The sequence below is a fragment of the Microbacterium sp. NPDC064584 genome (assembly GCF_040687315.1).
Classification (GTDB): Bacteria; Actinomycetota; Actinomycetes; order Actinomycetales; family Microbacteriaceae; genus Microbacterium; species Microbacterium lacus.
Map to the genome: position 1 here is coordinate 714,616 of NZ_JBFBMZ010000001.1, position 26,263 is coordinate 740,878.

General features: G+C 68.5%; 24 protein-coding genes. 14 read left to right on the plus strand and 10 right to left on the minus strand.

What is annotated here, in order from left to right; all coding sequences use genetic code 11:
* Positions 1 to 21: 21 nt before the first annotated feature.
* The 7 genes from AB0P18_RS03445 to AB0P18_RS03475 form a co-directional block, all read right to left on the minus strand.
* Positions 22 to 1,239 carry a polysaccharide ABC transporter ATP-binding protein gene (locus AB0P18_RS03445; RefSeq protein ID WP_363358937.1) on the minus strand — a complete coding sequence of 406 codons (1,218 nt, stop codon included), beginning with the start codon at positions 1,237 to 1,239 and terminating at the stop codon, positions 22 to 24.
* A gap of 752 nt (positions 1,240 to 1,991) precedes the next feature.
* Positions 1,992 to 2,810 carry an ABC transporter permease gene (locus tag AB0P18_RS03450; RefSeq protein WP_363358938.1) on the minus strand — a complete coding sequence of 273 codons (819 nt, stop codon included), beginning with the start codon at positions 2,808 to 2,810 and terminating at the stop codon, positions 1,992 to 1,994.
* A 10-nt stretch (positions 2,811 to 2,820) separates the two neighbouring features.
* Positions 2,821 to 3,942 (minus strand): glycosyltransferase, encoded by a 1,122-nt coding sequence (locus AB0P18_RS03455; RefSeq protein WP_363358939.1) that lies wholly within the window; start codon positions 3,940 to 3,942, stop codon positions 2,821 to 2,823.
* Positions 3,939 to 4,997 carry a glycosyltransferase family 4 protein gene (locus AB0P18_RS03460; RefSeq protein ID WP_363358940.1) on the minus strand — a complete coding sequence of 353 codons (1,059 nt, stop codon included), beginning with the start codon at positions 4,995 to 4,997 and terminating at the stop codon, positions 3,939 to 3,941. Before AB0P18_RS03460 ends, AB0P18_RS03455 begins: the two co-directional genes overlap by 4 nt.
* Positions 4,994 to 6,139, minus strand: a complete 1,146-nt coding sequence (locus AB0P18_RS03465) for a glycosyltransferase family 4 protein (protein WP_363358941.1) — start codon at positions 6,137 to 6,139, stop codon at positions 4,994 to 4,996. Before AB0P18_RS03465 ends, AB0P18_RS03460 begins: the two co-directional genes overlap by 4 nt.
* Positions 6,136 to 7,266, minus strand: a complete 1,131-nt coding sequence (locus tag AB0P18_RS03470; RefSeq protein ID WP_363358942.1) for a glycosyltransferase family 4 protein — start codon at positions 7,264 to 7,266, stop codon at positions 6,136 to 6,138. Before AB0P18_RS03470 ends, AB0P18_RS03465 begins: the two co-directional genes overlap by 4 nt.
* Positions 7,263 to 9,230: a glycosyltransferase gene (locus AB0P18_RS03475; protein ID WP_363358943.1), complete on the minus strand. Its 1,968-nt coding sequence runs from the start codon at positions 9,228 to 9,230 to the stop codon at positions 7,263 to 7,265. Before AB0P18_RS03475 ends, AB0P18_RS03470 begins: the two co-directional genes overlap by 4 nt.
* Positions 9,231 to 9,313: 83 nt before the next feature.
* Here AB0P18_RS03475 and AB0P18_RS03480 point away from each other — a divergent pair, with 83 nt between their 5' ends.
* The 5 genes from AB0P18_RS03480 to AB0P18_RS03500 are packed head-to-tail and all read left to right on the plus strand — an operon-like array spanning position 9,314 to position 13,755.
* Positions 9,314 to 10,003 (plus strand): hypothetical protein, encoded by a 690-nt coding sequence (locus AB0P18_RS03480; protein WP_363358944.1) that lies wholly within the window; start codon positions 9,314 to 9,316, stop codon positions 10,001 to 10,003.
* Positions 10,004 to 10,035: 32 nt separating this feature from the next.
* A complete protein-coding gene (locus tag AB0P18_RS03485) occupies positions 10,036 to 11,172 on the plus strand; it encodes a glycosyltransferase (protein ID WP_363358945.1) in 1,137 nt (378 codons plus the stop codon).
* 24 nt (positions 11,173 to 11,196) lie between these two features.
* Positions 11,197 to 12,231: a MauE/DoxX family redox-associated membrane protein gene (locus AB0P18_RS03490; RefSeq protein ID WP_363358946.1), complete on the plus strand. Its 1,035-nt coding sequence runs from the start codon at positions 11,197 to 11,199 to the stop codon at positions 12,229 to 12,231.
* A gap of 58 nt (positions 12,232 to 12,289) precedes the next feature.
* Positions 12,290 to 13,009 (plus strand): hypothetical protein, encoded by a 720-nt coding sequence (locus AB0P18_RS03495; protein ID WP_363358947.1) that lies wholly within the window; start codon positions 12,290 to 12,292, stop codon positions 13,007 to 13,009.
* Between the two features lie 2 nt (positions 13,010 to 13,011).
* Positions 13,012 to 13,755, plus strand: coding sequence for a hypothetical protein (locus tag AB0P18_RS03500; RefSeq protein WP_363358948.1), 744 nt, complete (start codon positions 13,012 to 13,014; stop codon positions 13,753 to 13,755).
* A 1-nt stretch (position 13,756) separates the two neighbouring features.
* Here AB0P18_RS03500 and AB0P18_RS03505 read toward each other — a convergent pair whose 3' ends face one another.
* Complete coding sequence (locus AB0P18_RS03505; RefSeq protein ID WP_363358949.1) at positions 13,757 to 13,990, minus strand: helix-turn-helix transcriptional regulator; 234 nt, start codon at positions 13,988 to 13,990, stop codon at positions 13,757 to 13,759.
* The gene (locus AB0P18_RS03510; RefSeq protein WP_344051396.1) at positions 13,987 to 14,610 is read right to left on the minus strand and encodes a hypothetical protein; all 624 of its coding nucleotides are present in this window, start codon (positions 14,608 to 14,610) and stop codon (positions 13,987 to 13,989) included. The genes AB0P18_RS03505 and AB0P18_RS03510 overlap by 4 nt, the downstream gene beginning before the upstream one ends.
* Positions 14,611 to 14,788: 178 nt before the next feature.
* On the opposite strand from AB0P18_RS03510, the gene AB0P18_RS03515 reads away from it, so the two are divergent.
* The 3 genes from AB0P18_RS03515 to AB0P18_RS03525 all read left to right on the plus strand — a co-directional run bounded on the left by AB0P18_RS03515 (position 14,789) and on the right by AB0P18_RS03525 (position 18,674).
* Positions 14,789 to 17,314, plus strand: coding sequence for an ATP-dependent Clp protease ATP-binding subunit (locus AB0P18_RS03515; RefSeq protein WP_344051398.1), 2,526 nt, complete (start codon positions 14,789 to 14,791; stop codon positions 17,312 to 17,314).
* Positions 17,315 to 17,406: 92 nt separating this feature from the next.
* Entirely contained in the window at positions 17,407 to 17,910 is a 504-nt protein-coding gene (locus tag AB0P18_RS03520; protein WP_363358950.1) for an amino-acid N-acetyltransferase, read from the plus strand.
* A gap of 77 nt (positions 17,911 to 17,987) precedes the next feature.
* Positions 17,988 to 18,674, plus strand: a complete 687-nt coding sequence (locus AB0P18_RS03525; RefSeq protein ID WP_363358951.1) for a hypothetical protein — start codon at positions 17,988 to 17,990, stop codon at positions 18,672 to 18,674.
* Between the two features lie 329 nt (positions 18,675 to 19,003).
* Here AB0P18_RS03525 and AB0P18_RS03530 read toward each other — a convergent pair whose 3' ends face one another.
* Entirely contained in the window at positions 19,004 to 20,554 is a 1,551-nt protein-coding gene (locus AB0P18_RS03530; protein ID WP_344051404.1) for an amino acid permease, read from the minus strand.
* Positions 20,555 to 20,727: 173 nt separating this feature from the next.
* Here AB0P18_RS03530 and AB0P18_RS03535 point away from each other — a divergent pair, with 173 nt between their 5' ends.
* From AB0P18_RS03535 to AB0P18_RS03560, 6 genes are all read left to right on the plus strand, one after another.
* Positions 20,728 to 22,083 carry a glutamine synthetase family protein gene (locus tag AB0P18_RS03535; protein ID WP_363358952.1) on the plus strand — a complete coding sequence of 452 codons (1,356 nt, stop codon included), beginning with the start codon at positions 20,728 to 20,730 and terminating at the stop codon, positions 22,081 to 22,083.
* Positions 22,064 to 22,849, plus strand: coding sequence for a gamma-glutamyl-gamma-aminobutyrate hydrolase family protein (locus tag AB0P18_RS03540; RefSeq protein ID WP_363358953.1), 786 nt, complete (start codon positions 22,064 to 22,066; stop codon positions 22,847 to 22,849). Before AB0P18_RS03535 ends, AB0P18_RS03540 begins: the two co-directional genes overlap by 20 nt.
* Positions 22,846 to 24,210, plus strand: a complete 1,365-nt coding sequence (locus AB0P18_RS03545) for an aldehyde dehydrogenase family protein (RefSeq protein ID WP_363358954.1) — start codon at positions 22,846 to 22,848, stop codon at positions 24,208 to 24,210. Before AB0P18_RS03540 ends, AB0P18_RS03545 begins: the two co-directional genes overlap by 4 nt.
* Positions 24,211 to 24,250: 40 nt before the next feature.
* The gene (locus tag AB0P18_RS03550) at positions 24,251 to 25,030 is read left to right on the plus strand and encodes a 3-oxoacyl-ACP reductase (protein ID WP_344051411.1); all 780 of its coding nucleotides are present in this window, start codon (positions 24,251 to 24,253) and stop codon (positions 25,028 to 25,030) included.
* A 113-nt stretch (positions 25,031 to 25,143) separates the two neighbouring features.
* Positions 25,144 to 25,860: a GntR family transcriptional regulator gene (locus AB0P18_RS03555; RefSeq protein WP_363358955.1), complete on the plus strand. Its 717-nt coding sequence runs from the start codon at positions 25,144 to 25,146 to the stop codon at positions 25,858 to 25,860.
* A gap of 20 nt (positions 25,861 to 25,880) precedes the next feature.
* Entirely contained in the window at positions 25,881 to 26,255 is a 375-nt protein-coding gene (locus tag AB0P18_RS03560) for a dehydrogenase (RefSeq protein WP_363358956.1), read from the plus strand.
* Positions 26,256 to 26,263: the final 8 nt, after the last annotated feature.

The window sequence follows — 26,263 nt, forward strand, 5'->3', positions numbered from 1 at the left end:
TCAGGCGGGTTGGCTCGTGTCTCAGTGGCGACGGTCGACGCGGTAGGTGAAGTCGGCGAGCACCGGCGTGGCCGCGTATGCTTCTTCGCTCGCGTGCTCGGGGTAGGGCAGTCCTGGCAGGACTTCGAAAGTCGCGGCGCCCTCCCATGCGTCGAGGATCCCTGCACTGCACAAGAAAACATCCACGGAGTACCGCCCGGGCCGCAGCCACAGATCCTTGATCGAAAGCGTGAGGTCGTGGGAGCGATCACCCGTGAGCCAGGTGCCCGACAGGCGGGAATCGCACTGGGCGAGGACCGCGCCGTTCGCGTCAGAGATGTGGCAGGAGACGTAGTAGGTGGCCAGGTCGGGATGGCCCGCGGGAATCGAGATATGTATGGCTTTGTCGTCGGTCACCGCTGGTGTCGTGTCGGCGACCGAGACGGCTCCGACACGGACCTCGCCCGTACCGGGCCGGCGCGTGGCCTCCTGTTGTGCGACGACGTAGTCATCGAACGAGTCGCGATATCGGGCCATGGCCGAGTCGACGTCGCCCTGGAATTTGAGCCGACCCGCCTGCAGGAAAAGGGCGGATGTGCACAGGCTCATGACCGTCTGCATCTGGTGACTCACGAAGAGCACCGTGCGTCCGTCAGCTGCGGCGTCGCGCATCTTCGCGATCGACTTGCGCTGGAACTCCGCGTCGCCGACGGCGAGCACTTCGTCGATCGCGAGGATCTCCGTGTCGAGGTGAGCGGCGACAGCGAACGCCAGCCGCACGTACATGCCGGATGAGTAGCGCTTGACCGGAGTGTCGAGGAACTTCTCCACTCCGGCGAAGTCGACGATCTCGTCGAATCTACGGATGATCTCCCGTCGACGCATCCCCAGCAGCGTGCCGTTGAGGAAGATGTTCTCCCGCCCGGTCAATTCGGGGTGGAATCCGGTGCCGACCTCGAGGAGGCTGCCGATGCGGCCGGCCAGAACGATACGGCCCGTACTGGGCGCGGTGATCCGCGTGAGCAGCTTTAGAAGCGTCGACTTGCCCGCGCCGTTGCGACCGATGATGCCGACTGCCTCACCGGGTGCAATCTCGAAGTCCAGTGAATGCAATGCATCGAATAGCTCGACCTCCGCACGGCGGAAGGGGTGCCGCAGGAAGTCCACGAAAGCCTCGGTTGCGCGATTGCTGCGCTGCTGGTGGCTGATGCGGTAAGTCTTCGAAAGGTCGTTGACCGCGATTGCCGGGCCGTTCGGCATTGATGGGTTCCTCATCTGGGCGTCTTCGGGCGTGTTCATCAGCCGGTAGCCGTCGGGCCCCTGTCGTGCGAACCCGCCATGTACGGTAGCATCCGGAACAGCCAATGAATTGGCGCCTGGGTCGGGAGTTTGGGGATTTCCTTCATCGGGTTCGTTGCTCTCTGGGGAAGCATCCACCTGCCATATGCAAGGAAGATTCAGGGAGAGGTTCGCACCATGGGTGAACTCGAAGATGCAGTGTCCTCCGGCGTCAGCCGGCGCACGGTGACCAAAGCTGCGGCGTGGGCGGTTCCCGTCATTGCCCTCGCGGCCACCGTGCCCCAGGCCGCGGCGAGTGTGTGCACACCGGTCATCACATTCGGAGCGGGCAGCTGCAAATGCCCTGGTGGCTCGACGGGGATCAAGTTCGGATATGTCCTCCGCCTTTGCGCCACCGTCGGCGAGGGATGCGCTGTCACACCGGGAACCACGTTGACGGTGACGGGAATCGTGAACGGATCGGGCAAGGACGTCGTCCCTCTCGCACCGTTCTCGTATCCGATCGTCATCCCGATCGGTCAGTGTTCGACGGATTTGATCAAGTTCGAGTCGACGAGCAGTTCGCAGACTCTCGTGATCTCGTACACCATCGGATCAGCCCCGCAGACGCCGCTCCAGGTGCCGGCACCCCCGGACTGCGCCAACGGGGAGTGCGAGCCGGTGGCGGCGTAGCGCCTCCGTCGCCCGCCGGTTCCTGCGCGCGTTCGCCGCTCTCAGATGAGATCGGCGAACGTGCGCTCGTTGCGCTGGAAGACGAACGTTCCGAGGAAGAAGACCACCGGGCACACGATGAAGGCGGCGACGATCTGCCACGTCGCCGGTGCGGGCGTGCCGAGCATGGAGAAGCGGAAGCACTCCATGAGCCAGGAAACGGGATTGGCGTTGAAGACCCAGGCGAGATCGGCGGGCACCGCGTCGATCGAATAAGCGACCGGGGTCGCGAACAGGGCGATCTGCATGAGCCACGGCAGGACGAACTGCACGTCGCGATAGCGGACCGTCCACGCCGCCGCCGCGAGGCCGATGCCCAAACCGAGCAGGACGAACAACAGAACCCATACGGGCAGCAGAAGCGCCGGCCAGCCCGGGTTGACCCTGTAGACGAAGAGCAGCACGATTCCCAGCACCAGTGCGACGGCGAAGTCGAGCAGCGCTGATAGGACCGTCGACAGGGGCACCAGCATGCGCGGGAAGAAGACCTTCGAGACGAGGGCCTGGTTCGCAACGAGGGACGGCGCGGCGCGTGTGACGACACTGCTGAACAAGGTCCACGCCAGCATGCTGATGAAGGAGAACAGGAAGTACGGGATGCCGCCGGTCGGCAGCTGCGCGACGCTGCCGAAGATGATCGAGAAGATGCCAGCCGCGGCCAGCGGCTGAAGCAGAACCCAGATGACACCGATCGCGGTCTGACGGTAGCGCAGGACCACATCGCGCTGGCCGAAGCGCAGAGCCACCTCCCGCGCATCCCACAACTCGCGCCACCGAGGCAGCGCGAGGCGCGTCGGCGGCAGGATGACGGTCGGCTTCACGAATACGAACCTACCTTGCGAGTCGACCGATGATCGCGGCCATAGAGGTCACACGGTCTTTCCAGTCCGCGACGTGCGCCGACGGCGTGGTCGTCGAAAAGGGCGCGACGACAGCGCGGTCCAGTGAGGCTGGGAACACGGCTGTATCGGCGATGGAGACCCGCGGATCGTCCGCATCGCGGAATCCCGCAACGGGTGTCGAAACAATCGGGCGATCGACGGCGAGATACTCGTAGAGCTTGATCGGGTCCAAGCTCTCGGTGAAGTCAGTGACGACGTGCGGAACGACGAGAATAGTCGCGTGCTGCAGGTACCCGACGACCGCCTCGTGCGATCGTGAACCAAGCAGCAGTGCGCCCGCATCCTGCAGTCGGCGTGTCGAATCTGATGTCAGCGCGTTCGGTCCGACCAGCACCAACGCCGCACGGCCACGCGCGACCTTCTCGCAGAGAGCGACGTCGATTCGGTCTTCGTGCAGAGTGCCCACGTACACCGCTGTGAGTCCGTCAGGCAGATCCGACGGGCGGGCGGCGGGACGACGGTAGGTGTCCGCGTCGACGGCGTTGGGGATCAGAGCGATGGGTGAGCGCGTCGACGGGCGGCGTGGAGCCTTCCGCCGGACGAGCTCGGGCGAGCACGCTACGACCTCGGCCGCTTCTGACAGGAGGTATTCTTCCGCGGCGGCGACACGACTCAGTTCCGCGGCGGGGCGATCCGCCGAAAGCCAGTCGTCGGTCATGTCGTACAGGGTCGGCCACCCGGTCAGCTTCGACAACGTCGACGCGCTTGGGTCGTTGATCCAGAGCAGCGGGTGCTGCATACCTCGCCGGCGCACGGTCTTCATGACGCTTCGGGCGAGTCGTTCGTCGGCACGGGAATCGAAACGACGGGGCAGCCACTTGACCGGCTGCCGACGCCAGAGCCGGCCGGGTGCGACGTCGGGGATCTCCGTCAGGCGTCGGCCGAAGGAGGGTCGCCGTCCCGAAGCGAGGGCGTGGAGGGGATCGGCCGGCGGCTCGACGAAGAGGACCTGCAGCCCGGGGTTCGTGCGCAACAGCCCCGCGATCAGATGCTGATTGCGTCGCCAGACCTCATCCCAACCCTCGAGTGAGATCACGACAAGATCGGTCACGGGGCTGTCCCGTCGAGCCCGTGAATCGCCGCCAGGTACACCTTTGCAGTGCCCTCGACCTGAGCGGCAACGGTGAAAGACTCACGCTGCCTGAGCTGTGCGCGGGATCCGAGAGCAGCGCGCGCCACGGGATCTGCGGCCAAAGCGCGCAGAGCGGCGGCCGCTCGATCCGCGTCGCCGATCGGGAACAGAGCGCGTTCGTCGAGGCCCTCCAACAGCTCGGCATGACCGCCGCCGTCTGCCGCGACGACCGGAAGCGCCGTGGCCATCGCCTCGAGAACGGTCAGTCCGAGCCCCTCGTTTGGACAGGGCGCGAGAAGGATCCCTGCTTCCGACATGAGGTCGGGGAGGTCGTTGCGGAACCCGAGGAATCGCGTCACGGCCCCGATGCCGAGAGCTTCGGCGGCCCGGGTGAGGTTCTCCTGTTCCGTGCCCCTGCCCGCGATCTCGAGTGTCCATCCGTCCGCGGCGACTCCGGATGCGGCGAACGCACGGATGCCGACGTCAGTCGCCTTCTCGGGCTCGAGTCGCTGCGCCATGAGCACCGTCCGGCGGCGGATTCGCGTCCCCGTTGATCGCACGACCTCCACGCCAGAATGCACGACGGTGCTGGGCACCGACGTCATCTGCGCGACCGCCTGACTGATCGCGATCTCATGACCGATCATCCTCCGCACCACGGCATCGATCGGCACGGGGCCCACCCGCCCGCGCTGTCGGGCGAAGTGGCGTGTCGAGACGACAGCCGGCCGTGCACGCACGCCGGTCAACGCGATGACGGCGGCCGCATCGGCCGCGGTCATATGGGTGTTGACGACCTGCACATGCGTGTGGAGCTCGCGTATCGCTCGGACGACCTCGGCCGTCCGAGCTGCGGGCGCGAATCCCACGCCCGCGCCGCCGAGGACCTCGCTCATGCGACGTGGATCGCCTCCGATCACGTGCACGCGGTCGCCTGCCTCGGCTTGAGCCACGGCCAGCCGTCTCACGAACTGCTCGACGCCGGCGAATCCGTCCGATCGGATCGCGTGCAGGATCCGCAGTGGCCTGTTCACAGCCTGCGCCGTCCGTCTGTTCCCACGCTCTCCAACAGAGCCAGATAGCGGTCGGCGACAGCGCTCCAAGCGAACGGCTCTGCCGAACGCCGCGCGCGGACGGCCCACTCTCCGTCGCGGGACGCGGAGAAGTCGTTCAAGCGCGCGGACAGGGATGCGGCATCTCGACCGATGAGGTAGCCGTTCTCGCCGTCGACGATGAGCTCGGGGGCGAACCCCACTCTCGTCGCGATCACCGGCACGCCGCACGCGAGGGCTTCGAGGACCACGAGGGCATTGGCCTCGTACGCGCTCGGAAGCACCAGGACGTCCGCGGCGTGCAGGAACGGCACCGGATCGGTGAGGGTGCCGGCGAAGAAGATGCGACGGGCGACGCCGCGATGCTGCGCCCTGGCACGCGCGGCGGAAATCGAATCAGTGGTACCTCCGACGACGAGAAGGACCGTTCCGGACGTTTCCGCGAGGGCATCGATCGCGATCGACAGGCCCTTCCGCTCGAACTCGTGGCCGATGAAGACAGCGACCAGAGCTTCCGGCGGTACTCCCGCGGCGTCACGTGCTGCGCGGCGCCCTTCAGAGGTCGGTGGTGCGAAGCGCGCTAGATCGACACCGTTGGGGATTACCGTGATCGGCGCCTGGACCGTGCCGTATGTGGTCTTCAGGAGACTGGCCTCTCCAGCCGTGAGGGCCACGATCGCCCGATGCGCGTGCCCCCGATACCGTCGACGATCCCGGACCGCGGTGTAGACGTGCACCGGATTGCGCAGCATCCTCCAGGCGTAGCCGCCGCGGGCGCGCATGGCCGGTTGCAGCAGCCCGTGATTGACGTACACGTCGCCTGCGACGACGTCGTTGTGACATAACGAGATCGCGTCCGGTCGAGCGGCGAGGAAGCGGCGTGCCGCACGTGTGCCGACGGTGCTGAACCACACGACGTTCCACGCCGCCGCCAGGCGCCGTGCCAGCGGCCGCTGCGGCACGCGCCTGACCTCGCCTCGCACATCGTCGAGCGTGAAACGCTCGACCCGTGCGCCGGCGGCCGAGAACTCGCGCTCGAGAGCCGCTGCCACTCCTTCCACCCCGCTGCCGGGCGCGATGCGCGGCGCGATCTGCACGATGTGCAGCGAGTTCCGGGGGCTCACGCAGACACCTTCGCGCGGCGGAGGTCGTCGATCAAGTCGAGGTAGCGCATGGCGACTGCTCGCCAGTCGTGCGGTTCCGCACTGGCACGGGCATTCGCCCGCCACGGCGCGAGGTCTTCGTGAGCGAGCTGGTCCATTCGACGGCCCACCTCGTGCGCGTCCCTGGTGACGAGGTACCCGTTGCGTCCGTCGACCACGATTTCTGGCGCGAATCCCACGGGAGTGCAGATCACCGGCAACCCGCTGGCGAGCGCTTCGAGGATCACGAGCGCGTTGGCCTCGTAGGCGCTGGGAAGGACGAACATGTCGGATGCTGCCAGAAACGTGGGGAGGTCATGTCGTGGGCCCGTGAACATCACCCGCTCCCCGACGCCGTGATCCTGGGCGTCGGTGCGAGCAGATTGGATGATCTCGGCGGAACCTCCGACGATCAAGAGGAGGACGGACGGTGCCTCACGCAGACCCTCGATCGCGAAGGACAGACCCTTGCGGTCGAACTCATGCCCGATGAACAGAGCGACCCTTGCGTCGTCTTCCAGCCGGAACAGCGCACGGGCGGCCTGTCGCTCCTCCACGGACGGCGGTCGGAACCGTTCGAGATCCACGCCGTTGGAGATCACGATGATCGGGGCGGAAACCCTCCCGTAGACGCGTCGCAGTGTCTCGGCCTCTGACGCGGCGAGCGCGACCACTGCTCGGTGAGTGCGGCTCCTGTAGCGATAGAGATCGCGCAAGAAAGTGAACACATGCGTCGGGTTGCGCAGCATCCGCCACGTCGCATGCCCGCGTGCGCGCATCGATGCGGCGACGGTGCCATGGCTGACGTAGATGTCGCCCACGAGCGCGTTGTCGTGGCAGATCGAGATCGCATCCGGACGCTCGGCCAGGAATCGACGCGCGCGCACAGTGCCGGCGGTGCTGAACCAGATCACCCGCCAGGCGCGCGCGAGCCGGCGGCCGAACCGCCGCCGTGGCCATGGACGCACCGGCCCGCGCCGGGCCATGTCGAAGGTGAACGTCTCGACGGTCGCTCCGAGCGAGCGGAACTGCTGGTCGAGGTTCCAGGCGACCCCTGCGATGCCGCTGCCTGGACCGATGAACGGAACGACTTGCACGATATGGCTCATGAGGTCCGTCCACCCGTGAAGCGACTCTCGACGCGGATCGGTCCGAGGCGGTACAGAGCCGCGCGTCGTCGGGCCTCGAGGCGGCGCGCTCCGGAAAGCACCAGGGCCCGAGCCAGAGAACCCACCCACGCCGCGATCCGCGCAGACTGCCATCCCGCTTTTCCGAAGTGCTTGCGGAGGTATCGCTCCTGCGATGCGTGGAAGTGGACCTCTCGTCGCCGGGGATCAGTGCTCGTGCCACCACCGTGGTGAACCGCTCGCGCATCGGACACCACTTCGTGATGCCATCCCATCCGGTGAGCCCGAAAAGCCCAGTCAGTCTCCTCCGCGTAGAGGAAGAAGCGCTCGTCGAATCCACCCACCTGCGCGAGGGCCTCCGCGCGCAAAAGCAACACCGACCCGATCACGAACCGGGGCCCGCGGCGCAAGCGGGCGAGTCCGAGGGCTTCGAGCCAGGACCCGGTTGGCGAAGGGAACTCCCATGCGACACGCGCCGGGTTGCCGTCGGGGTCGACCTGAGTCGGCGCGACGCTCGCGATTGCGGGCTCCGCCAGGAGGGCCCGCTGCAGTCTATCGATCTCGGTGCGGCTCACGACGGCATCCGGATTCAGCAGCAAGACGTCTGCCTCGGGATCAAGCCGATCAGCCAACCCGATGTTGACCCCGGCCCCGAATCCGGCATTGAACCCGGCGTCGAGGTAGCGGACCCCTAACTCGTGGCACAGCGCGGAGATCTCCGACAGGGAGGAATTGTCGACGACGGTGACCGGCAATCCCACGACCGGGAGCAGTGCGGCGCGGAGCATCTCGGGAGCGCCGTAAGCCACGACAATGATCTCGACTCCCCGCCTCGTCCTGTCAGGCGGCGGTGTGGATGCTGTTGCCGTCGCCGCCAGGTACAACTCAAGGTATTCGGACGCCACGCTCTCCCAGCTGCACGTCTCGGCGCGGATCAATCCAGCAGTCCTGAGCTCTTCGCGGCGCGATCCGCCGGCCTCCGCAATCGCTTCCGCGAGCGGAGCGGGCCGTCCCGGAGGTACCAGTATGCCCGCGCCGCCGACCACATCCGGGAGCGCACCCGCTCGGCTCGCGACGACCGGCACCCCTGAAGCCATCGCCTCGACGGCGACCCGGCCGAATTGCTCGGTCCATCGCGGCGTCGGCATGGAGGGCACCGCGAGGACATCGATCGAGCGATAGAAGTCCTCGACGGCCTCCGGGCGGATTGGACCGAGCAGATCCACGCGGTCGGCGATGCCGAGGTCCCGGCATCGCGCGGGCAGCGACTCGGTCAACGGCCCGGTACCTGCGATCCGTGCTCGCAGCCGCTCGTCGAGGGTGAGAGCTTCGAGAAGGACGTCGACGCCCTTTTCGGGCACCAGCCTGCCCAGCAGGCCGACGGTGATGGCGTCCCGTACGTGACGAGGGGTTTCCGCGGGGTGATGGCGACCCGCGTCGATTCCCAGAGGGATCGTCCGCGCATGACCGGCGAAGCCCTTGCGCTCGACGATACGGGCGGCCTCGCTGTTGCAGGCCGATATGCCGCGCGCGGTGCGCAGCGCCCACCGTTCGAACCAGCGGAACGGAACGGGATAGCGCTTGTCGAGGTTCTGCGCCGTATAGAGGACGACCGGTGCACGCTGACCACGCAATGCCCGCAGCAGGAGGATCTCGGCGGTGGCCAGGGCGAAGGGCTCTTCGTGAACGTCGATGACGTCCCAGGGTTCGCCGAGCGCCCGCCAGATCGGCCGGGGGTCGAAGACGAACAGAGCCGGATGCCGCCCCAGCATGTCGACCGCAGTAGCCTGCTCTCCGGGCCGCGGCTCGAGCGTCACCAGCGCGCCGCCAGCATCCGTGTGTCGACCGCTCAGCAGCGCGACATCGACGCCGAGATCGCGGAGGGCGCGCTCACGGCCACGCCATTCGTCGACGGCCGCGCTGTGCGAGATCCGCAATGCGCGCACGTGACCTCCTTGTAGGCTTCTGCAGGGACCATTATCGCCGGTCGGGACCGGGAATCCTGCGCCCAGTCCTGAGGGGGTACGGCATGTCGGACGGGACGGACTCCGTTGCTTCGCCCGAGCGGTTCACCATCCTCTGCGTCTGCGCCGGCAACATCCACCGGTCTGCTCTCGCGGAGGCACTTCTGCAGACGTGGGTGCAGTGGTACTTGCCATCTGCTGTTGCTACCCGTGTCGACGTCCGCAGTGCGGGACTCATCGCCGAGGCCGGAGTGCCGATGGGTGCGACGGCGCGCCGCATGGCGGCGGCGCTCGGCGCGGATGACCGGATTCGGACTGCCACGACGTTGACGGATGATCTGATCGGACGGGCGGATCTCATCCTCACCGCCACCCGAAGGCAGGCCGACGAAGTGGTGAGGCGGGTTCCGTCCGCTCTTCGCACCGTGTTCACGATGCGCCAGGCCGGGCGTGCAGCGGACGAGGCGCGCATCGATCTGGGGGGGCGAACCATCGACGCGGATGACCTTCGCGCGATCGTGGGCCGACTCGCAGACCACCGTCGAGGGGGTACGGAGGAGGACGACGTCATCGATCCCCAGGGCCGCGGCGGGGACGCCTATTTCCTGATGGCGCGCCAGGAGGTTCCTGCGCTCGCCGCGCTCGCTCAGGCGTTGCTGGGGATGTCGGCCGCTGACCGCGCGGCATATGTCCGCGTTGCGGCCGACTCCGACACGTTGCTGTCGGAGCGCCCTGTTCATAGGGGCGGAGAGTGACCGCACGACGCCGGTCCGACCGAGGAATTCGGGTGGCGCACCTCGAGCACACCACCGTCGCCGGCGGTGCCGAGTTCGCATTGTCGCGCATGTTGGAAGCAGGCGCCCCGTGGAACCCCCTCTTGCTTCTGCCGCCCACCGCCGATCTGGGCGTCTTCGAAGCGGTGCAGGGCGTGACGATCCGTGGGGTCGGAGTCGTGCAGCCCGCTGGTGCGAGTACGCGCGGCGGCACCTTCCTACTGGCGGCGACGGCTCGTCTGCTTGTGCAGGCGGCGGCGGTTCGGATGCATCGCGGGTTCCGGCAGTCGGACATCGTCGATGCGAACACCGCTCGCGCGGCGGCGTACGGTGCGCTCGCCGCATGGACGTCCCGCACGCCGTTCGTGGTTCACCTGAGAGACATGGTCGACGCTGAGGCGCTCGGCGCCTTCGGATTCACCCTGATGTCGCGAGTCGTCCTTCCCCGGGCGGACGGTGTGATCGCAGATACCGTGAAGACTCTCGCCTCAGCGGAGCCGTACCTCCGCGACGATGCCGTCGCGGAGGTGATCGTGAGTGCTTCCGGACTGCGGGCGTCGCGCGGCCCCAGTACCCGTGGTGAGCGGAGTCCCCTCCGGATCGGCATGCTGGCGCGATTGGACCCGTGGAAGGGGCAGGAGCTGCTGCTGCGGGCGTTCGCCGCGGCCTTCCCTCATGGCGACGAGCGACTCGAGCTCGCAGGAAGCGCCCCATTCGGCCACGAGGGCTTCCGGCACGACCTCGGCCGTCTCGCGACCGACCTCGGTGTCGCTGACCGCGTCGAGTTCTTGGGTCATGTCGCGGATATCCATTCGCTCCTCGAGAGTTGGGACATCGCCGTTCAGGCATCGACCCGTCCGGAACCACTCGGTCAGAACGTCGTGCAGGCGCTCGCAGCCGGCTGCGCCGTCGTTGTGGCCGACGAGGGCGGTCCGACCGAGTGGGTCACCGACGACGTCAACGGCTTGCGTTTCGCACCGAGGGATCTCGCGTCCCTCACCACCACCCTGCGCCGGCTGGCAGACGATCGGGTTCTGCGTCGCCGACTCGGCGAGACTGCTGCGTCGACGCCGGGATTGCTGACGGACGCTCAGGTTGCCGAGCAGACGGCGGGGTTCTACCGGAGGGTGCTACGAGGTCGAGGCCGGTGACCTCAGCGCCGGTACGATCGGACCATGCCGGTCGCCGCCGCACTCGTCCTCCCTCTCGTGATGGCCGGCGTGCTTCTCGCAAGCGGGATAGCCAAGATCCGCGAACCCGACGATCTCGATGGATGGGCAGAGCTGGGCGTGCCACGCCGTTTTCGTCGCCGATGGCTCGTGCGGCTGCATCCGTGGGCAGAAATCGCCCTCGCACTCGCTCTAGTGGTCCTCGGCGGTGTCCTGGGCGCGCTGGCGGCGCTGGTGTGCCTGACGCTGATGGCCGGGTATCTCGCACTCGTCATACGCACCCTGCGGGCCGCGCCGGACGCGTCGTGCTCGTGCTTCGGTACGCGCAGGCCCGTGACACGTCTCACCGCGGCGCGAAACGTCTGGCTCACCGTTGTCGCGGCGGTGACGGTCGCGGTCATATGGCGCGCGCCGACCTTCGGCGGGGCGCTGGCGGGGATCACCGGAGTTCACGCGTGGGCGTGGGTCGCCGTCGCCGCGGTGGCGGTGCTCACCGCGCTCGTGATCGTCTGGCCCGACGCGATCGTGCCTGCGTCATCAGCCGTTCCTCCGTCGCCGATCGTGGGTGACGACGAGGACGAGGACTACGTCCGCGTACGCACGCCCGCTGTCCCGGTCACGCTCGCCGATGGCGCGGTCGTGAACTTGCGGCGTCTCGCCACTGCCCGTCCGCTCCTGCTCCTGGCCGTTTCACCCGGATGTGCCGCATGTGCACCCGTCATCGACCACACGCCGGTCTGGCGTGACCGGCTGCCGGAGCTGGATATCCGCTTCCTCCTCAGCGCGGCGCCCGGACAGGCGTCACTCACCGAGCGTGACGAGCCACAGTCCCTTCACGACCCTCACGGGTACGTGCGGGAGTCGATCGGCGAGTGGTCGACTCCGACCGCCGTGCTCCTCGGCGCCGACGGACTCCTCGCTGGGGGCCCGATCACCGGAGGCGATGCCATCGCAGCCTTCGTCGAGGACATCCGAGCGTCGCTCGATGAACTCCGTGCCGAGCCCCACGCGGTCAGCGAGTCAGGGAGCGCTTCCCCGTGACCTCTCCGTGACCGATTTCCCTGGTGAACCACAGGCGCCCTCGGCCAGGATCGGGACCATGGTCTCACCTCGCCTCCTCGTCGTCCCCGTCCTGGCCGCGCTCGCGGTCGGCGCGTTCGCCGGCTGCGCAGCGACACCCGCTGACGCCCCGTCGCCGACCGGCACGGACCCTGCCACGCAGACCGAGCTCGACGCGGCCTGGCTGGACGGCGGGCGCATCATCGGCCTCGTCACCTCCGGCAGCTCCAGCTGCGTGCCCGCCGCGGACGCCGCGACGGTCGAAGCCGACGGCTCGCTCCTGGTGACTCTCGTCGAACCGGATGCCGAGACGGCGTGCACGCGCGACCTCGTGCCACGCGTCACGCTGGTGGAGGTTCCGGAGGGAGTGGATCCGACGCAGGATCTCGCGATCATCGTGTCCGGTGACGGCTATTCCGGACAGGTCGAGCTCGACGGCGTGACCGGCCTCGCCGGCGGCGGGATGACGGATTACCTGCCGAGCGCCGGATGGACGGACACGGACGGACAGTTCGTGGTGCTGACGTGGGGTTCGTCCTCCTGCGCCCCGGTCGTGGACCAGGTGGCGGCATCCGGCCCCGCAGAAGTGACGGTCACTTTCCAGACGCCCCCGGCCGATCAGGTCTGCACGATGGACATGGCGCCGCGCGCATTCGTGGCGGTCGTGGACGGACTCGAGGAAGACGGCGACGTGTCGCTCGTGCTCACCGGCACCCCCGGGTTCGATGATGTGCGTATCCCGATCTACGGAGAGGACTGATCATGGCACGGCGTCCGGCACCCCTCATCGGCGCTCTCGCCCTCGCGGCGATGCTCGGCGCGGCCCTGACCGGCTGCGCGACCGCAACCCCGTCCAGCGGAGCGGATGCCACTCCCCAGGCGACCGAGACACCCGCCGGTGAGCTCACCGAGTTCGACGCGGCGTGGCTGGACGGCGGGCGGCAGGTCGGCCTGGTGACCCAGGGCTCCTCCACGTGCATCCCGACCGCCGAGGATGTCTCCTACGCCGACGGTGTGCTCCAGCTGACGCTCGCCGACGTCTCCGATGGCCCGTGCACGATGGACTACGTCCCCCGGGTGTCCCTCGTCCCCGTCCCCGACGATGTCGACCCGTCCGCGAACCTCGCGATCGAGGTCTCGGGCGACTACGTCGGCGAGATGGTCCTGCCTGGTGTTGAGGGGCTTGCCGCCGAGAGCCCGTCCGAGCAGTTGCCGAGCGCGGGATGGACCACGACCGACGGCACGTTCATCGTGCTCCTGTGGGGTTCTTCCGGCTGCCCCGAGTACATCACCACCGCCGAGGTCTCCGGCGACGCGGCGATCTCCGTCTCCCTGTCCGGCCAGCCGGCGGACAAGGTCTGCACGGCCGACATCGCTCCGAATCCGCAGCTGACCACCGTGGACGGCCTCGTCGGTGTTCCGGATGTGGCACTCACCCTCAACAGTCCGGGCGTCGATCCGTACACGACGCCGATCCTCGGCGTGAACGGCGGCACCGCCGGCTGAGTCACGGATCGGCGCGCACGAGCAGATCGCCGATCTCGCAGTCCAGTGCCCGGCAGATCGCCGCGAGCGTCGAGTAGCGGATCGCCTTCGCGCGATCGTTCTTGAGCACCGAGAGGTTCACCACCGAGACCCCCACGATCTCGGAGAGCCGGGTGAGGGTCATGCCGCGCTCGACGAGCAGCTCGTCGAGCCGGCAGTGCACCCCGGTCGGGCCCTCATCCTCGGCGGGGGTCATACCAGGCCCTCGGTGTCGCGCTGCAGCCGGTCGCCGACGGTGAACGTCGTGACCGCGAGTGCCCCGAGGAACCCGACCGTGAGGAGCTGCACCAGGTCGGCGGAGAGGACCACGTTGTCGAACGTGCGGTCCGAGATCCAGGCGAACGCGCCGTTCGCGCCCATGTTGGCGAAGAACGGTGCGGCCGCGACCCCCAGGAAGGTCACGATCCCTGCCGTGCCGACCAGCCGGGTGTTCGTCTTGCTGAACATCCGGCCGTGCAGGACGTTCCAGGTGAGCAGGAGCAGACACGTGACGACGGTCACGACCGCCGCGGCGACGACGACGGGCTCGAGGACGAGTGCCGCGACCGAGGCGATCGGCAGCTCGGGAGCGGTGAGGTAGGCGGTGTCGAGCTCCACGGTGACCGGCGCTCCGTCCGGTCCGATCGGCGCCTGCGCGGGCGTGCCCGCGAACTGGGCGAACACCCGCACCGCACCGCCGCCGAGCACCTCGGTGATCCGGATCACCGACTGCACCACGCTCACCACCGCGAAGGCGGCGCCGGCGAGCATGAAGACGGCCATCGAGACGGCATCCCATCGAGACAGGATGCGAGGTGTGTGCGTCTGAGCAGTCATGGTGAACCTCCATATCGATAAACGTTGTTATCGAAAAACGATATGCAGGTGATCCGCGTCTGTCAAGCGCGTCAGGCGCTATGCCCACGGCGAACAGCGGCGTGCGGCATCCGCGTGCTCGTTACCCTCGATGTATCGCACGAAAGTGCGTCAGATGGCCCGAGGCCGGAGGAATGACATGTTCGAGAGATTCACGGACCGTGCCCGTCGTGTGGTTGTGCTCGCCCAGGAAGAGGCGAAGATGCTCAACCACAACTACATCGGCACCGAGCACATCCTGCTCGGCCTGATCCACGAGGGCGAGGGTGTCGCCGCGAAGGCGCTGGAGTCGCTCGGCATCTCGCTGGATGCCGTCCGCGAGCAGGTGCAGGACATCATCGGCCAGGGCCAGCAGCAGCCGACCGGGCACATCCCGTTCACGCCGCGCGCCAAGAAGGTGCTCGAGCTGTCGCTGCGCGAAGCGCTTCAGCTGGGCCACAACTACATCGGCACGGAGCACATCCTGCTGGGTCTCATCCGCGAGGGCGAGGGCGTCGCCGCCCAGGTGCTCGTCAAGCTCGGCGCCGACCTGAACAAGGTGCGCCAGCAGGTCATCCAGCTGCTCTCCGGCTACCAGGGCAAGGAGCCGGCCGCCGTCAGCGGTGCCGCTCACGAGGGCCAGCAGGCCGCCCAGGGCGGCTCGGCCGTGCTCGACCAGTTCGGCCGTAACCTGACGCAGGCCGCACGCGACAACAAGCTCGACCCGGTGATCGGTCGCGAGAAGGAGATCGAGCGGGTCATGCAGATCCTCTCGCGTCGCTCGAAGAACAACCCCGTGCTGATCGGAGAGCCCGGCGTCGGCAAGACCGCGGTCGTCGAGGGCCTCGCCCAGGCGATCGTGAAGAACGACGTCCCCGAGACGCTCAAGGACAAGCAGGTCTACTCGCTCGATCTCGGTTCGCTCATCGCCGGATCCCGCTACCGCGGTGACTTCGAGGAGCGCCTGAAGAAGGTCACGAAGGAGATCCGCACCCGCGGCGACATCATCGTCTTCATCGATGAGATCCACACGCTCGTGGGCGCCGGTGCCGCCGAGGGCGCAATCGACGCCGCGTCGATCCTCAAGCCGCTGCTGGCCCGCGGCGAGCTCCAGACGATCGGTGCGACGACGCTCGACGAGTACCGCAAGCACTTCGAGAAGGATGCCGCGCTCGAGCGCCGCTTCCAGCCGATCCAGGTCGCCGAGCCGAGCCTGCCCCACGCGATCAACATCCTGAAGGGGCTGCGCGACCGCTACGAGGCGCACCACAAGGTGCAGATCACCGACGGGGCGATCGTCGCCGCGGCGAACCTCGCCGACCGCTACGTGAGCGACCGGTTCCTGCCCGACAAGGCGATCGACCTGATCGACGAGGCCGGCGCCCGCCTGCGCCTGTCGATCCTCTCCAGTCCGCCGGAGCTCCGTGAATTCGACGAGAAGATCGCGAAGGTCCGCGAGCAGAAGGAGCAGGCGTCCGAAGACCAGGACTTCGAGAAGGCCGCGTCGCTGCGCGACGAGGAGAAGTCCCTGCTCGCCGAGCGTCTGCGCCTGGAGAAGCAGTGGAAGTCCGGAGACGTCGCGACGCACGCGGTCGTGGACGAGGGACTGATCGCCGAGGTGCTCGCTCAGGCCACCGGCATCCCGGTGTTCAAGCTCACCGAGGAGGAGTCCTCGCGCCTGGTGTTCATGGAGAAAGCGCTGCACCAGCGCGTCATCGGCCAGGAGGAGGCGATCGCCGCACTCTCGCGCACGATCCGCCGCCAGCGCGCGGGTCTCAAAGACCCCAAGCGTCCGTCCGGCTCGTTCATCTTCGCCGGCCCCACCGGCGTCGGCAAGACCGAGCTCGCCAAGGCGCTCGCCGAGTTCCTCTTCGACGACGAGACCGCACTGATCTCGCTGGACATGTCGGAGTTCGGTGAGAAGCACACCGTCTCGCGTCTGTTCGGTGCCCCTCCCGGATTCGTCGGCTTCGAAGAGGGCGGCCAGCTCACCGAGAAGGTGCGCCGCAAGCCCTTCAGTGTCGTGCTGTTCGACGAGATCGAGAAGGCCCACCCGGACATCTTCAACTCGCTCCTGCAGATCCTCGAAGAGGGTCGCCTGACCGACGGTCAGGGTCGCGTGATCGACTTCAAGAACACGGTCATCATCATGACCACGAACCTCGGCTCCTCCGCGATCGCGGGCGGACCGGTCGGGTTCCAGGTCGAGGGCAATGCGGCCACGAGCTACGAGCGGATGAAGGGCAAGGTCGACGAGGAGCTCAAGCGCAACTTCAAGCCCGAGTTCCTGAACCGCCTGGACGACGTGATCGTCTTCCCGCAGCTGAACAAGGACGAGCTCCGTCAGATCGTCGGCCTGTTCACGAAGCGCCTCAGCGAGCGTCTGCTGGACCGCGACATGACCGTCGAGCTGTCGGATGCCGCGAAGGACAAGCTCATCGAGATCGGCTTCGACCCGACCCTCGGTGCGCGGCCGCTCCGCCGCGCCATGCAGCGCGAGGTCGAGGACCGCCTGTCCGAGAAGATCCTGCACGGCGAGCTGAACGCCGGCGACCACGTGAAGGTCGACGTCGAGAACGGCGCGTTCGTCTTCGAGACCGTCCCGCGCGGTGAGAAGGTCGCGATCGGGGTCGGTGGCGGCGGCGAGATCGCGGTCACGCCGGACCTCGCGATCACGAGCGACTGATCCGGCCGGGCCCCGCCCGGACACCGAGAGAGCGGATGCCACCCGAGGGGCGGCATCCGCTCTCTCACGTTGTTCGGTCGTACGCTGGGAGGATGACCCAGTACCGGATCCGGTCGGCGCGGTCCGCCGACGTGCGCGGCATCCGCGACCTGCTCGAGCCCTACGTGCAGCGGCGGATCCTGCTCGGCAAGGATCTGGTCGTGCTCTACGAAGCGGTGCAGCAGTTCGTCGTGGCCGAAGCCCCCAATGGAACACTCATCGGCTGCGGCGCCCTGCACGTGATGTGGGAGGACCTGGGCGAGGTGCGCACCCTGATCGTGGCCGACGAGTGGCTGCATCACGGTGTGGGGCGCGCGATCGTCGAAACGCTCGAGGACAACGCCCGCACGCTCGGGCTCACGCGCCTGTTCTGCCTGACGTTCGAGGTCGACTTCTTCACGCGCCGCGGCTTCACCGAGATCGGCGAGCAGGTCGTGGACCCCGACGTGTACTCGCAGCTCGTGCGCAGCCCCGACGAGGGCATCGCGGAGTTCCTCGACCTCGCCCACGTCAAGCCGAACACGCTCGGCAACACGCGGATGCTCAAGACCCTCTGACGGCGTCGTCCTGACAGGATGCCGTCAGCCGGCGCGCGGCGCCGTGGCAGGCGGAGGTGCCGACGTAGCCTGGAGACATGAGCGCCGAATTCCCGCGCCGGCGGCCCTCGCCGGCGGTCTACCGCCGGCGCCGGCTCGTCCTCCTCGTCGCCCTCGTCGCCGTCGCGGCGCTCGTGTGGCTGCTCATCGCCCAGCCCTGGCGCGGGGCTGCGGTCGAGAAGCCGGCGCCGACCCCGACGCGCTCCACGTCGACGCCGACGCCGAACCCGATGCCGACCGGCACGACGACGCCGACGGAGTCCGCGGCTCCGGCTGCGCCGTCACCGGAGGCGTCGGCCGAAGAGACGCCGACGGCGAAGCCCTGCGTCGCGCGCGACATCGCCGTGCAGGCCGTGACCGACCAGGAGACGTACGCCGCCGGCCAGAACCCGCAGCTGTCGATCACGCTCACCAACAACGGCGCCACGGATTGCACGCTGAACGTGGGAACCAGCGCGCAGACGTTCACGATCATGAGCGGCAGCGACGTGTGGTGGCGTTCGACGGACTGCCAGACCGAGCCGAGCGACATGGTCGTCCTGTTGAGCGCGGGCCAGACCGTCTCGAGCGCGACGCCGCTGACGTGGGACCGCACGCGCTCCTCCGTCGGCTCGTGCGACGACACCGGTCGACAGGTCGCGCCCGGTGGGGGAGCCTCGTACCATCTGAGCGTCGAGATCGGCGGAATCGCCTCCACCCAGTCCGCGCAGATGCTGCTGTACTGACCCCGGGCCGGGGCTTTCGGGTGAACCGGGAACCCACCCAATCTGTCCCCCGAAGAGGGGACAGACGGATGTGCGGGGTGGGCGTAGCGTGGATGGCAGCTCCCGCTCGTCGGCTCATAGCTGTCCCCAGCAGCGTCTCGTCCCCAGCGAGGAACTGAGCCACCGGAGAGCACTTGGCCCTCTCGAGTCCCTCCCCGCGCAGGGGGCGGCCCGAGGGGGCCGAGTCATTTCCGTTCGGCGGATGCCGGACCCCCGGCATCCGTCCGCGAACGTGAAGCGGGGCCGCGGCGTCCTCCCGGATCGCCGCGGCCCCGCCCGCTCCTCGTCGGCTACTTCTTTGCTTCGTCTCCGAACACCTCGGTCTCCATGGCGTCGTAGCCCTCTTCCTCAGGGTTCCAGTGCTTCCCGCCGGACAGGGCGTACTCCTCCTCGGGGGAGAGGACGAGGCGGTGGCGGAAGAACAGCGCGAAGCCGAGCAGGATGATCACGTACACGATGAAGATCGCGATGATCGCGGGCACGAACGTGGGATTCAGCAGGAACCCGACGAAGATGAGCGCCGCGATGGCGGCCGCGATCACAGCGCCGGCGATGCCCCACGGGCTGCGGTAGGGGCGGTGCGCATCGGGGAACTTCCGGCGCAGGATCACGAAGGAGATCATCTGCAGCAGGTAGGCCAGCACCGCACCCCACACCGCGATGTTCAGCACGATCGCGCCCGCGACCGCACCGGCGCCTTCGTTGAGCGCGGCGACGGTGTCGAGCACCACCAGGGCGATGAAGCCGATCACGGCTCCGATCGTGAGGGCGACCCAGGGAGTCTGGCGCTTTCCGGTGAGGGAGAGGAAACGCGGGTAGTAGCCGGCGCGGGAGAGCGAGTACATGTTGCGCCCGTACGCGAACATGATGCCCTGGAGGGACGCGAGGAGGCCGACGAGCGCGAACAGCGCGAGGAGCGCGGCGAGCTGGTCGCCGACGATCGCGCGGAAGCCGTCCAGCAGCGGCTCGGCCGCGACGCCGGTGGCCTCGGCGCCGATCACGCCCGTGTTCAGGAACAGCACGAGCAGACCCGTGACGATCAGCGTGCCGCGCGCCCAGAAGCCGGCCTTCGGGATGTCGCGCACCGGGTTGTGAGCCTCCTCCGCCGCGAGCGGCAGCTCCTCGATGCCGAGGAAGAACCACATCGCGAAGGGCAACGCGAACAGGATCGGGAGCACGCCGTGCGGCAGGAACTCGGTCTGACCGGGATCGGGGGCGATGTCCCACAGGTTCGCCCACTGGAACGCGCCCGAGAAGATCGCCATCGCCGAGAAGACGAGGATGATGCCGATCGAGATGATCGAGACCACGATCGCGAACTTGAACGAGATCGCCGCCCCGGCGGAGTTCAGCGCGATGAAGACGACGTAGAGGATGATCCACCACACCCACGTCGGCATCGAGAAGTTCAGCAGCTCGCTCGTGATCGCGTCCGCGTAGGAGGCGGAGAAGTACACGATCACCGCGGTCGTCGCGACGTACTCGATCGTCTCGGCGGCGCCGGTCACGAGACCGCCCCACGGGCCCATCGCCGACCGGGCGAACGAGTAGGCCCCACCGGTGTGCGGCATCGCGGCGGCCATCTCGCCGATCGAGAAGATCATGCCGTAGTACATGACGACGAGGATCGCGAAGGCGATCAGCATCCCGCCGAAGCCGGCGAAGTCGATGCCGAAGTTCCATCCCGAGAAGTCGCCCGAGATGACGGCGGCGACCGCGAGGCCCCACAGGCCCCAGATGCCGGCGGACCGCTTGAGGGTCCGCTTCTGGAAGTACTCCTGACCGGCTCTGGTATAGGTCGCGCCTGCGACCTTCGCCGAATCCTTGCGGGTCTGGGACATCGATCCTCCGTGCAGTCGGGTGTGAGTCGGGGGTGCCGTCTTGCGCATGATTGTGATGCCTATTGGTGGGTTCTGTCTACCTTTGGAGCGAACTTCGTGGTTACAGTGGACGCGACACGGGCGCCCTGCTCGCGTCGCGGACGGGCCCCGGGCCCGTCGCCGGAAGGGGAGCAATGCCAGGCAACCTCAGCGTCGCGGAATTGAGCGCCGCCATCTCGGCAGACGAGATCGACACCGTGATCGTCGCCTTCGCCGACGCGCAAGGGCGCCTGGTCGGCAAGCGCGTGTCCGCCCGGCTCTTCCAGGAGGAGGTCCTCCCACACGGCGCCGAGGCGTGCAACTACCTGCTCTCCGTCGACGTCGACATGAACACCGTCGACGGGTACGCGATGTCCAGCTGGGAGAAGGGGTACGGCGACATGATGCTGCGCTCCGACCCCGGCACCCTCCGCCGGATCCCGTGGCAGCCCGGCACCGCGCTGGTGATCGCGGACCTCGGCTGGGAGAGCGGCGAGCCGGTCGCGCAGTCGCCGCGCGCGATCCTGAATTGTCAGCGCGATCGCCTCGCCGAGCGCGGGCTCACCGCCTACGCCGGGACCGAGCTCGAGTTCATCGTGTTCGACGACACCTACCGCGACGCCTGGGCCAAGGGCTATCGCGACCTGACCGCATCCACCGACTACAACGTCGACTACGACCTCCTCGCATCCGGACGGCTCGAGCCGCTCCTCCGGGACATCCGCCGCGGCATGGACGGTGCCGGGATGTACTGCGAGGGCGTGAAGGGCGAGTGCAACCTCGGTCAGCAGGAGATCGCCTTCCGGTACGCCGAGGTGCTCGAGACCGCCGACCAGCACACGATCTACAAGGCCGGCGCGAAGGAGATCGCCGAGAAGCACGGAAAGGCTCTGACCTTCATGGCCAAGTTCAACGAGCGCGAGGGCAACAGCTGCCATATCCACTTGTCCGTGCGCGACCAGGACGGGCGACCCGTGATGGCCGGCGACGGCGCGTACGGCTTCAGCCCGTTCATGGAGCACTGGATCGCCGGGATCCTGGCGACCCTGCGCGAGTTCACCCTGTTGTACGCGCCCACGATCAACTCGTACAAGCGGTACCAGAAGGGCACGTTCGCACCGACCGGGGTCGCGTGGGGGCTGGACAACCGCACGTGCGCGCTGCGCGTCATCGGGCACGGCAATTCCCTGCGTCCCGAGAACCGGGTGCCGGGCGGTGACGTGAACCCGTACCTGGCGATCTCCGCGATCATCGCGGGCGGCCTGTACGGAGTGGAGAACGAGCTGCCGATGCCCGACCCGCTCGCCGGGAACGCGTACTCGTCCGACGTCGACCACCTGCCGACGACTCTTCGGGAGGCCGCGGCGCTGTTCGAGCAGTCGACGATCGCGCGGGCTGCCTTCGGCGACGACGTGGTGGAGCACTACCTCAACCAGGCGCGCATCGAGGTCGAGGCGTTCGATGCCGCCGTGACCGACTGGGAGCGGATCCGTGGCTTCGAACGTCTCTGACGGGATCGAGAACGGCCTGACCCGTCCACCGGTCATCGGCCTGACCACGTATCTGGAGCAGGCCAAACAGGGCGTCTGGGACGTCCGCGCGGCCTTCCTCCCGCAGCAGTACTTCGACGCCGTCACGGCATCCGGCGGCATCGCGGTCCTCCTCCCCCCGCAGCCCGCGCGGGATGCCGTCGCCGACGCCGTGCTGGAGGGCCTGGACGGACTGATCCTCACCGGAGGACTGGACGTCCAACCCGAGCTGTACGGGGCGGAGCGGCATCCGCTCACCGACCCCGCCCGGCCCGACCGCGACGCGTGGGAGCTCGCGCTGTTCCGGGGAGCAGAAGAGCGGCGGATGCCGGTCCTGGCGATCTGCCGGGGACTCCAGCTCGTGAACGTCGCGCGCGGAGGCACGCTGCACCAGCATCTGCCGGAGGCGATCGGCACCGACCGCCACCGCATCGGCGGCGGGGTGTTCGCGACCAACACCGTCTCCGTGCAGGGCGGTACCGCGCTCGCGGCGCTGATCGGCGAGGGCGAGTTCGGTGTGCACAGCTACCACCACCAGGGCGTCGATCGCGTGGGCGAAGGCCTGACCGTCACCGCGACCGATGAGGTCGGACTCGTCCAGGCCTTCGAGTCCACCGGCGACGGCTACGTCGTCGGCGTGCAGTGGCACCCCGAGGAGAACGTCGAGGATCGCCGCCTGTTCGCCGGACTCGTCGACAAGGCCGCGGCGTATGCCGCCGCACGCATGAAGACAGGACAGATCGCGTGAGCACTTTCACCGTCATCAACCCCGCGACCGCCGAGCCGCTCCGGGAGGTCTCGCGGGCGAGCGTCGACGATGTCGACGCGGCGATCGCGCGCGCGGTGCGGGCGCAGCGCCACTGGGCCGCGCTCGCCCCGCTCGCCCGCGCCGATGCGATGCGCGCTTTCGCCCGGGTCGTCGAGGCGCACGTGGAGGAACTCGCGCTGCTCGAGGTCCGCAACTCGGGACACCCCATCTCGTCCGCGCGGTGGGAGGCCTCGCACGTCGCGCAGGTGCTGAATTACTACGCGGGATCGCCGGAGCGACTCATCGGGCAGCAGATCCCGGTCGCCGGCGGCATCGACGTCACGTTCCACGAGCCGTACGGCGTCGTCGGGATCATCGTGCCGTGGAACTTCCCGATGACGATCGCCGCCTGGGGGTTCGCGCCGGCGCTCGCCGCGGGAAACGCCGTCGTGCTCAAGCCCGCCGAGCTCACCCCGCTCACCGCGATGCGGCTCGGAGAGCTCGCGCTCGAGGCGGGTATGCCCGAGGGTCTGTTCGAGGTCGTCACCGGCTCGGGATCCGTCGTCGGGCAGCGGTTCGTGTCGCACCGCGACGTGCGCAAGGTCGTCTTCACCGGATCGACCGAGGTCGGCACGGACGTCGCAGCCGGGTGTGCGCGTGCACTCAAGCCGGTCACCCTCGAGCTCGGCGGAAAGAGCGCGAACATCGTCTTCGCGGATGCCGATCTCGAGCGCGCGGCGGCATCGGCGCCGGGCGCTGTGTTCGACAACGCCGGGCAGGACTGCTGCGCCCGCAGCCGCATCCTCGTGCAGCGCTCGGTGTTCGACCGCTTCCTCGAGCTCCTCGAACCTGCCGTGGCGGACTGGCGTGTCGGCGCCCCGCTCTCGGAGGCGACTCAGATGGGCCCGCTCATCTCGGCCGCGCACCGGGACACCGTGACGCCGTTCGTGAAGCACTCCCGGGTCGCCTTCCGCGGCTCGGCGCCGAACGACCCCGGGTTCTGGTTCGCGCCGGCCGTCGTGATCCCCGACTCCCGCGAGGACCGTGTCGTTCGGCATGAGATCTTCGGACCGGTCGTTGCGGTGCTGCCCTTCGAGGACGAGGAGGACGCGATCGCCCTCGCGAACGACACGATCTACGGCCTCGCCGGTTCGATCTGGACCGAGAACCTCGGCCGTGGCGTGCGCGTGGCGCGCGGCGTCAAGAGCGGGGTGTTGTCGGTGAACTCCCACTCGTCCGTCCGCTACACGACCCCGTTCGGGGGCATGAAGGCGTCGGGGCTCGGCCGTGAGCTCGGACCCGACGCTGCCGAGCACTTCACCGAAACCAAGAACGTCTTCTTCGCCACGGATATGCCGTGAGCGGCATCCACCCCACCGCACAACCCAGGGAGCATCAGCAATGACCGTCGATCTCACCCAGCGTCTGAAGGACCGCGTCGCCATCATCACCGGCGGTGCGAGCGGGATCGGCCTGGCGACCGCGCGGCGCTTCGCCGCCGAAGGGGCGTTCGTCGTGATCGCCGACCTCGACCCGGCGACGGGCGAGGCGGCGGCATCCGAGGTGGGGGGAGTCTTCCGCCGCGTGAACGTCGCGGACGAGGATCTCGTGAACGAGGTCTTCGACGGTGTCGCGGCCGAGTTCGGCCGCATCGACATCGCGTTCAACAACGCGGGGATCTCGCCCGCCGATGACGACTCGATCGAGACGACCGAGCTGCCGGCCTGGGATCGCGTGCAGGACGTGAACCTCAAGAGCGTGTACCTCTGCTCGCGCGCGGCGCTGCGGCACATGGTGCCGGCCGGCAAGGGGTCGATCATCAACACGGCGTCCTTCGTGGCCCTGCTCGGGTCGGCGACGTCGCAGATCAGCTACACCGCGTCCAAGGGCGGCGTCCTGGCGATGACGCGCGAGCTCGGTGTGCAGTTCGCGCGGCAGGGCATCCGGGTCAACGCCCTGTGCCCGGGCCCGGTGAACACGCCGCTCCTGCAGGAGCTGTTCGCGAAGGACCCGGAGCGCGCGCAGCGCCGCCTCGTGCACGTGCCGATGGGCCGGTTCGCCGAACCAGAGGAGCTCGCGGCATCGGTGGCGTTCCTGGCCTCGGACGACGCGTCCTTCATCACCGCGACCGCGTTCGTCGTGGACGGCGGCATCACGAACGCGTACGTCACGCCGCTCTGAGGCCCGAACATGTGCCGAACGACTGCTGCGCGGGACGAAAGTGAACTCCGCGGGACGAATGGACCGTCGCCCGTCCCAGCGAGCCGTCGTTCGGCACGGTCAGGGCGGACGCCGTGAGCGAGGCGCCGCTCCGGGAGGTCCGCCGGGTGGTCTACCGGCCCCTCCGCGAAGGCAACGCGCTCGAGGACACCGTCGCCCGGCTCGTGCAGACCATCCGCCTCGGGGTCGTCGCGCCTGCGGAGTCGCTGCCGCCCGAGCGTGAGCTCGCGGCACTCTATGGCGTGAGCCGCGACACGGTGCGCGAGGCGATCCGCGAGCTCGCCGACACCGGCTTCCTCGTGCGGCGGCGTGGCCGATACGGGGGGACCTTCGTCGCCGATCCCTTGCCGCAGCCTCCGCCCCCGGGGGTCGTGCCGGTCGCGGAACTCGAAGACGTCCTGGGTCTCCGCCGGGTCGTCGAGGCGGGTGCCGCGCGCGAAGCGGCCGCCCGGACACTCGACCCGGAGATCCGCGCGCAGCTCTGGGAGCGGCACGAGGCCGCGACCGGCGCGAGCCCGGCCGACTACCGGCGCCTCGACACCCTCCTGCACCTCACGATCGCCGAGATTGCCGGCATCCCGTCGCTCGTGGAGATCGCAGCGGACAACCGGGCGCGGGTGAATGCGTGGCTCGACACGTTCCCGCTGCTGCCGCGCAACATCGAGCACTCGAACGCCCAGCACGAGACCATCGTCACGGCGATCCTCGCCGGGCGTCCCGAGGCGGCCGAGGCGGCGACGCTCGAGCATCTCGCGGGGTCGGAGGCGCTGCTGCGCGGGTTCCTCACCTGAGCCGTAGGTACGCTGAGCGGATGCCGTCGCCTAGCGATCCCGATCAGCCGGAGTTCCGAAACCCGTCCTTGAGCGACGCGCTCCAGACCCGGGACCTCGCGGCGGTCGCGTTCGCCCTCCGGCATGGGCCGACGGTGGTGCCGTTCCGGGCGGAGGACGACGAGGTCCTGACGACCACGGATCCCGCCACGGGGCAGGGTGTCCTGCTGCTCTTCAGCGACATCGCCTTCGCGCGCGCCGCGCTCCCGGGCCCGGTGGCCCTGCGCACCCCCGGCTGGCTGCGTGCGTTCCTGGACCTGTACGAAGGACAGGTCACCACGGTGATCCTGGACGTCGCGGGCCCGCATCCGATGCGTGCCGCGGCACCCGACCTGCTCGCCGCCCTCGACGCCTGACGGCACCT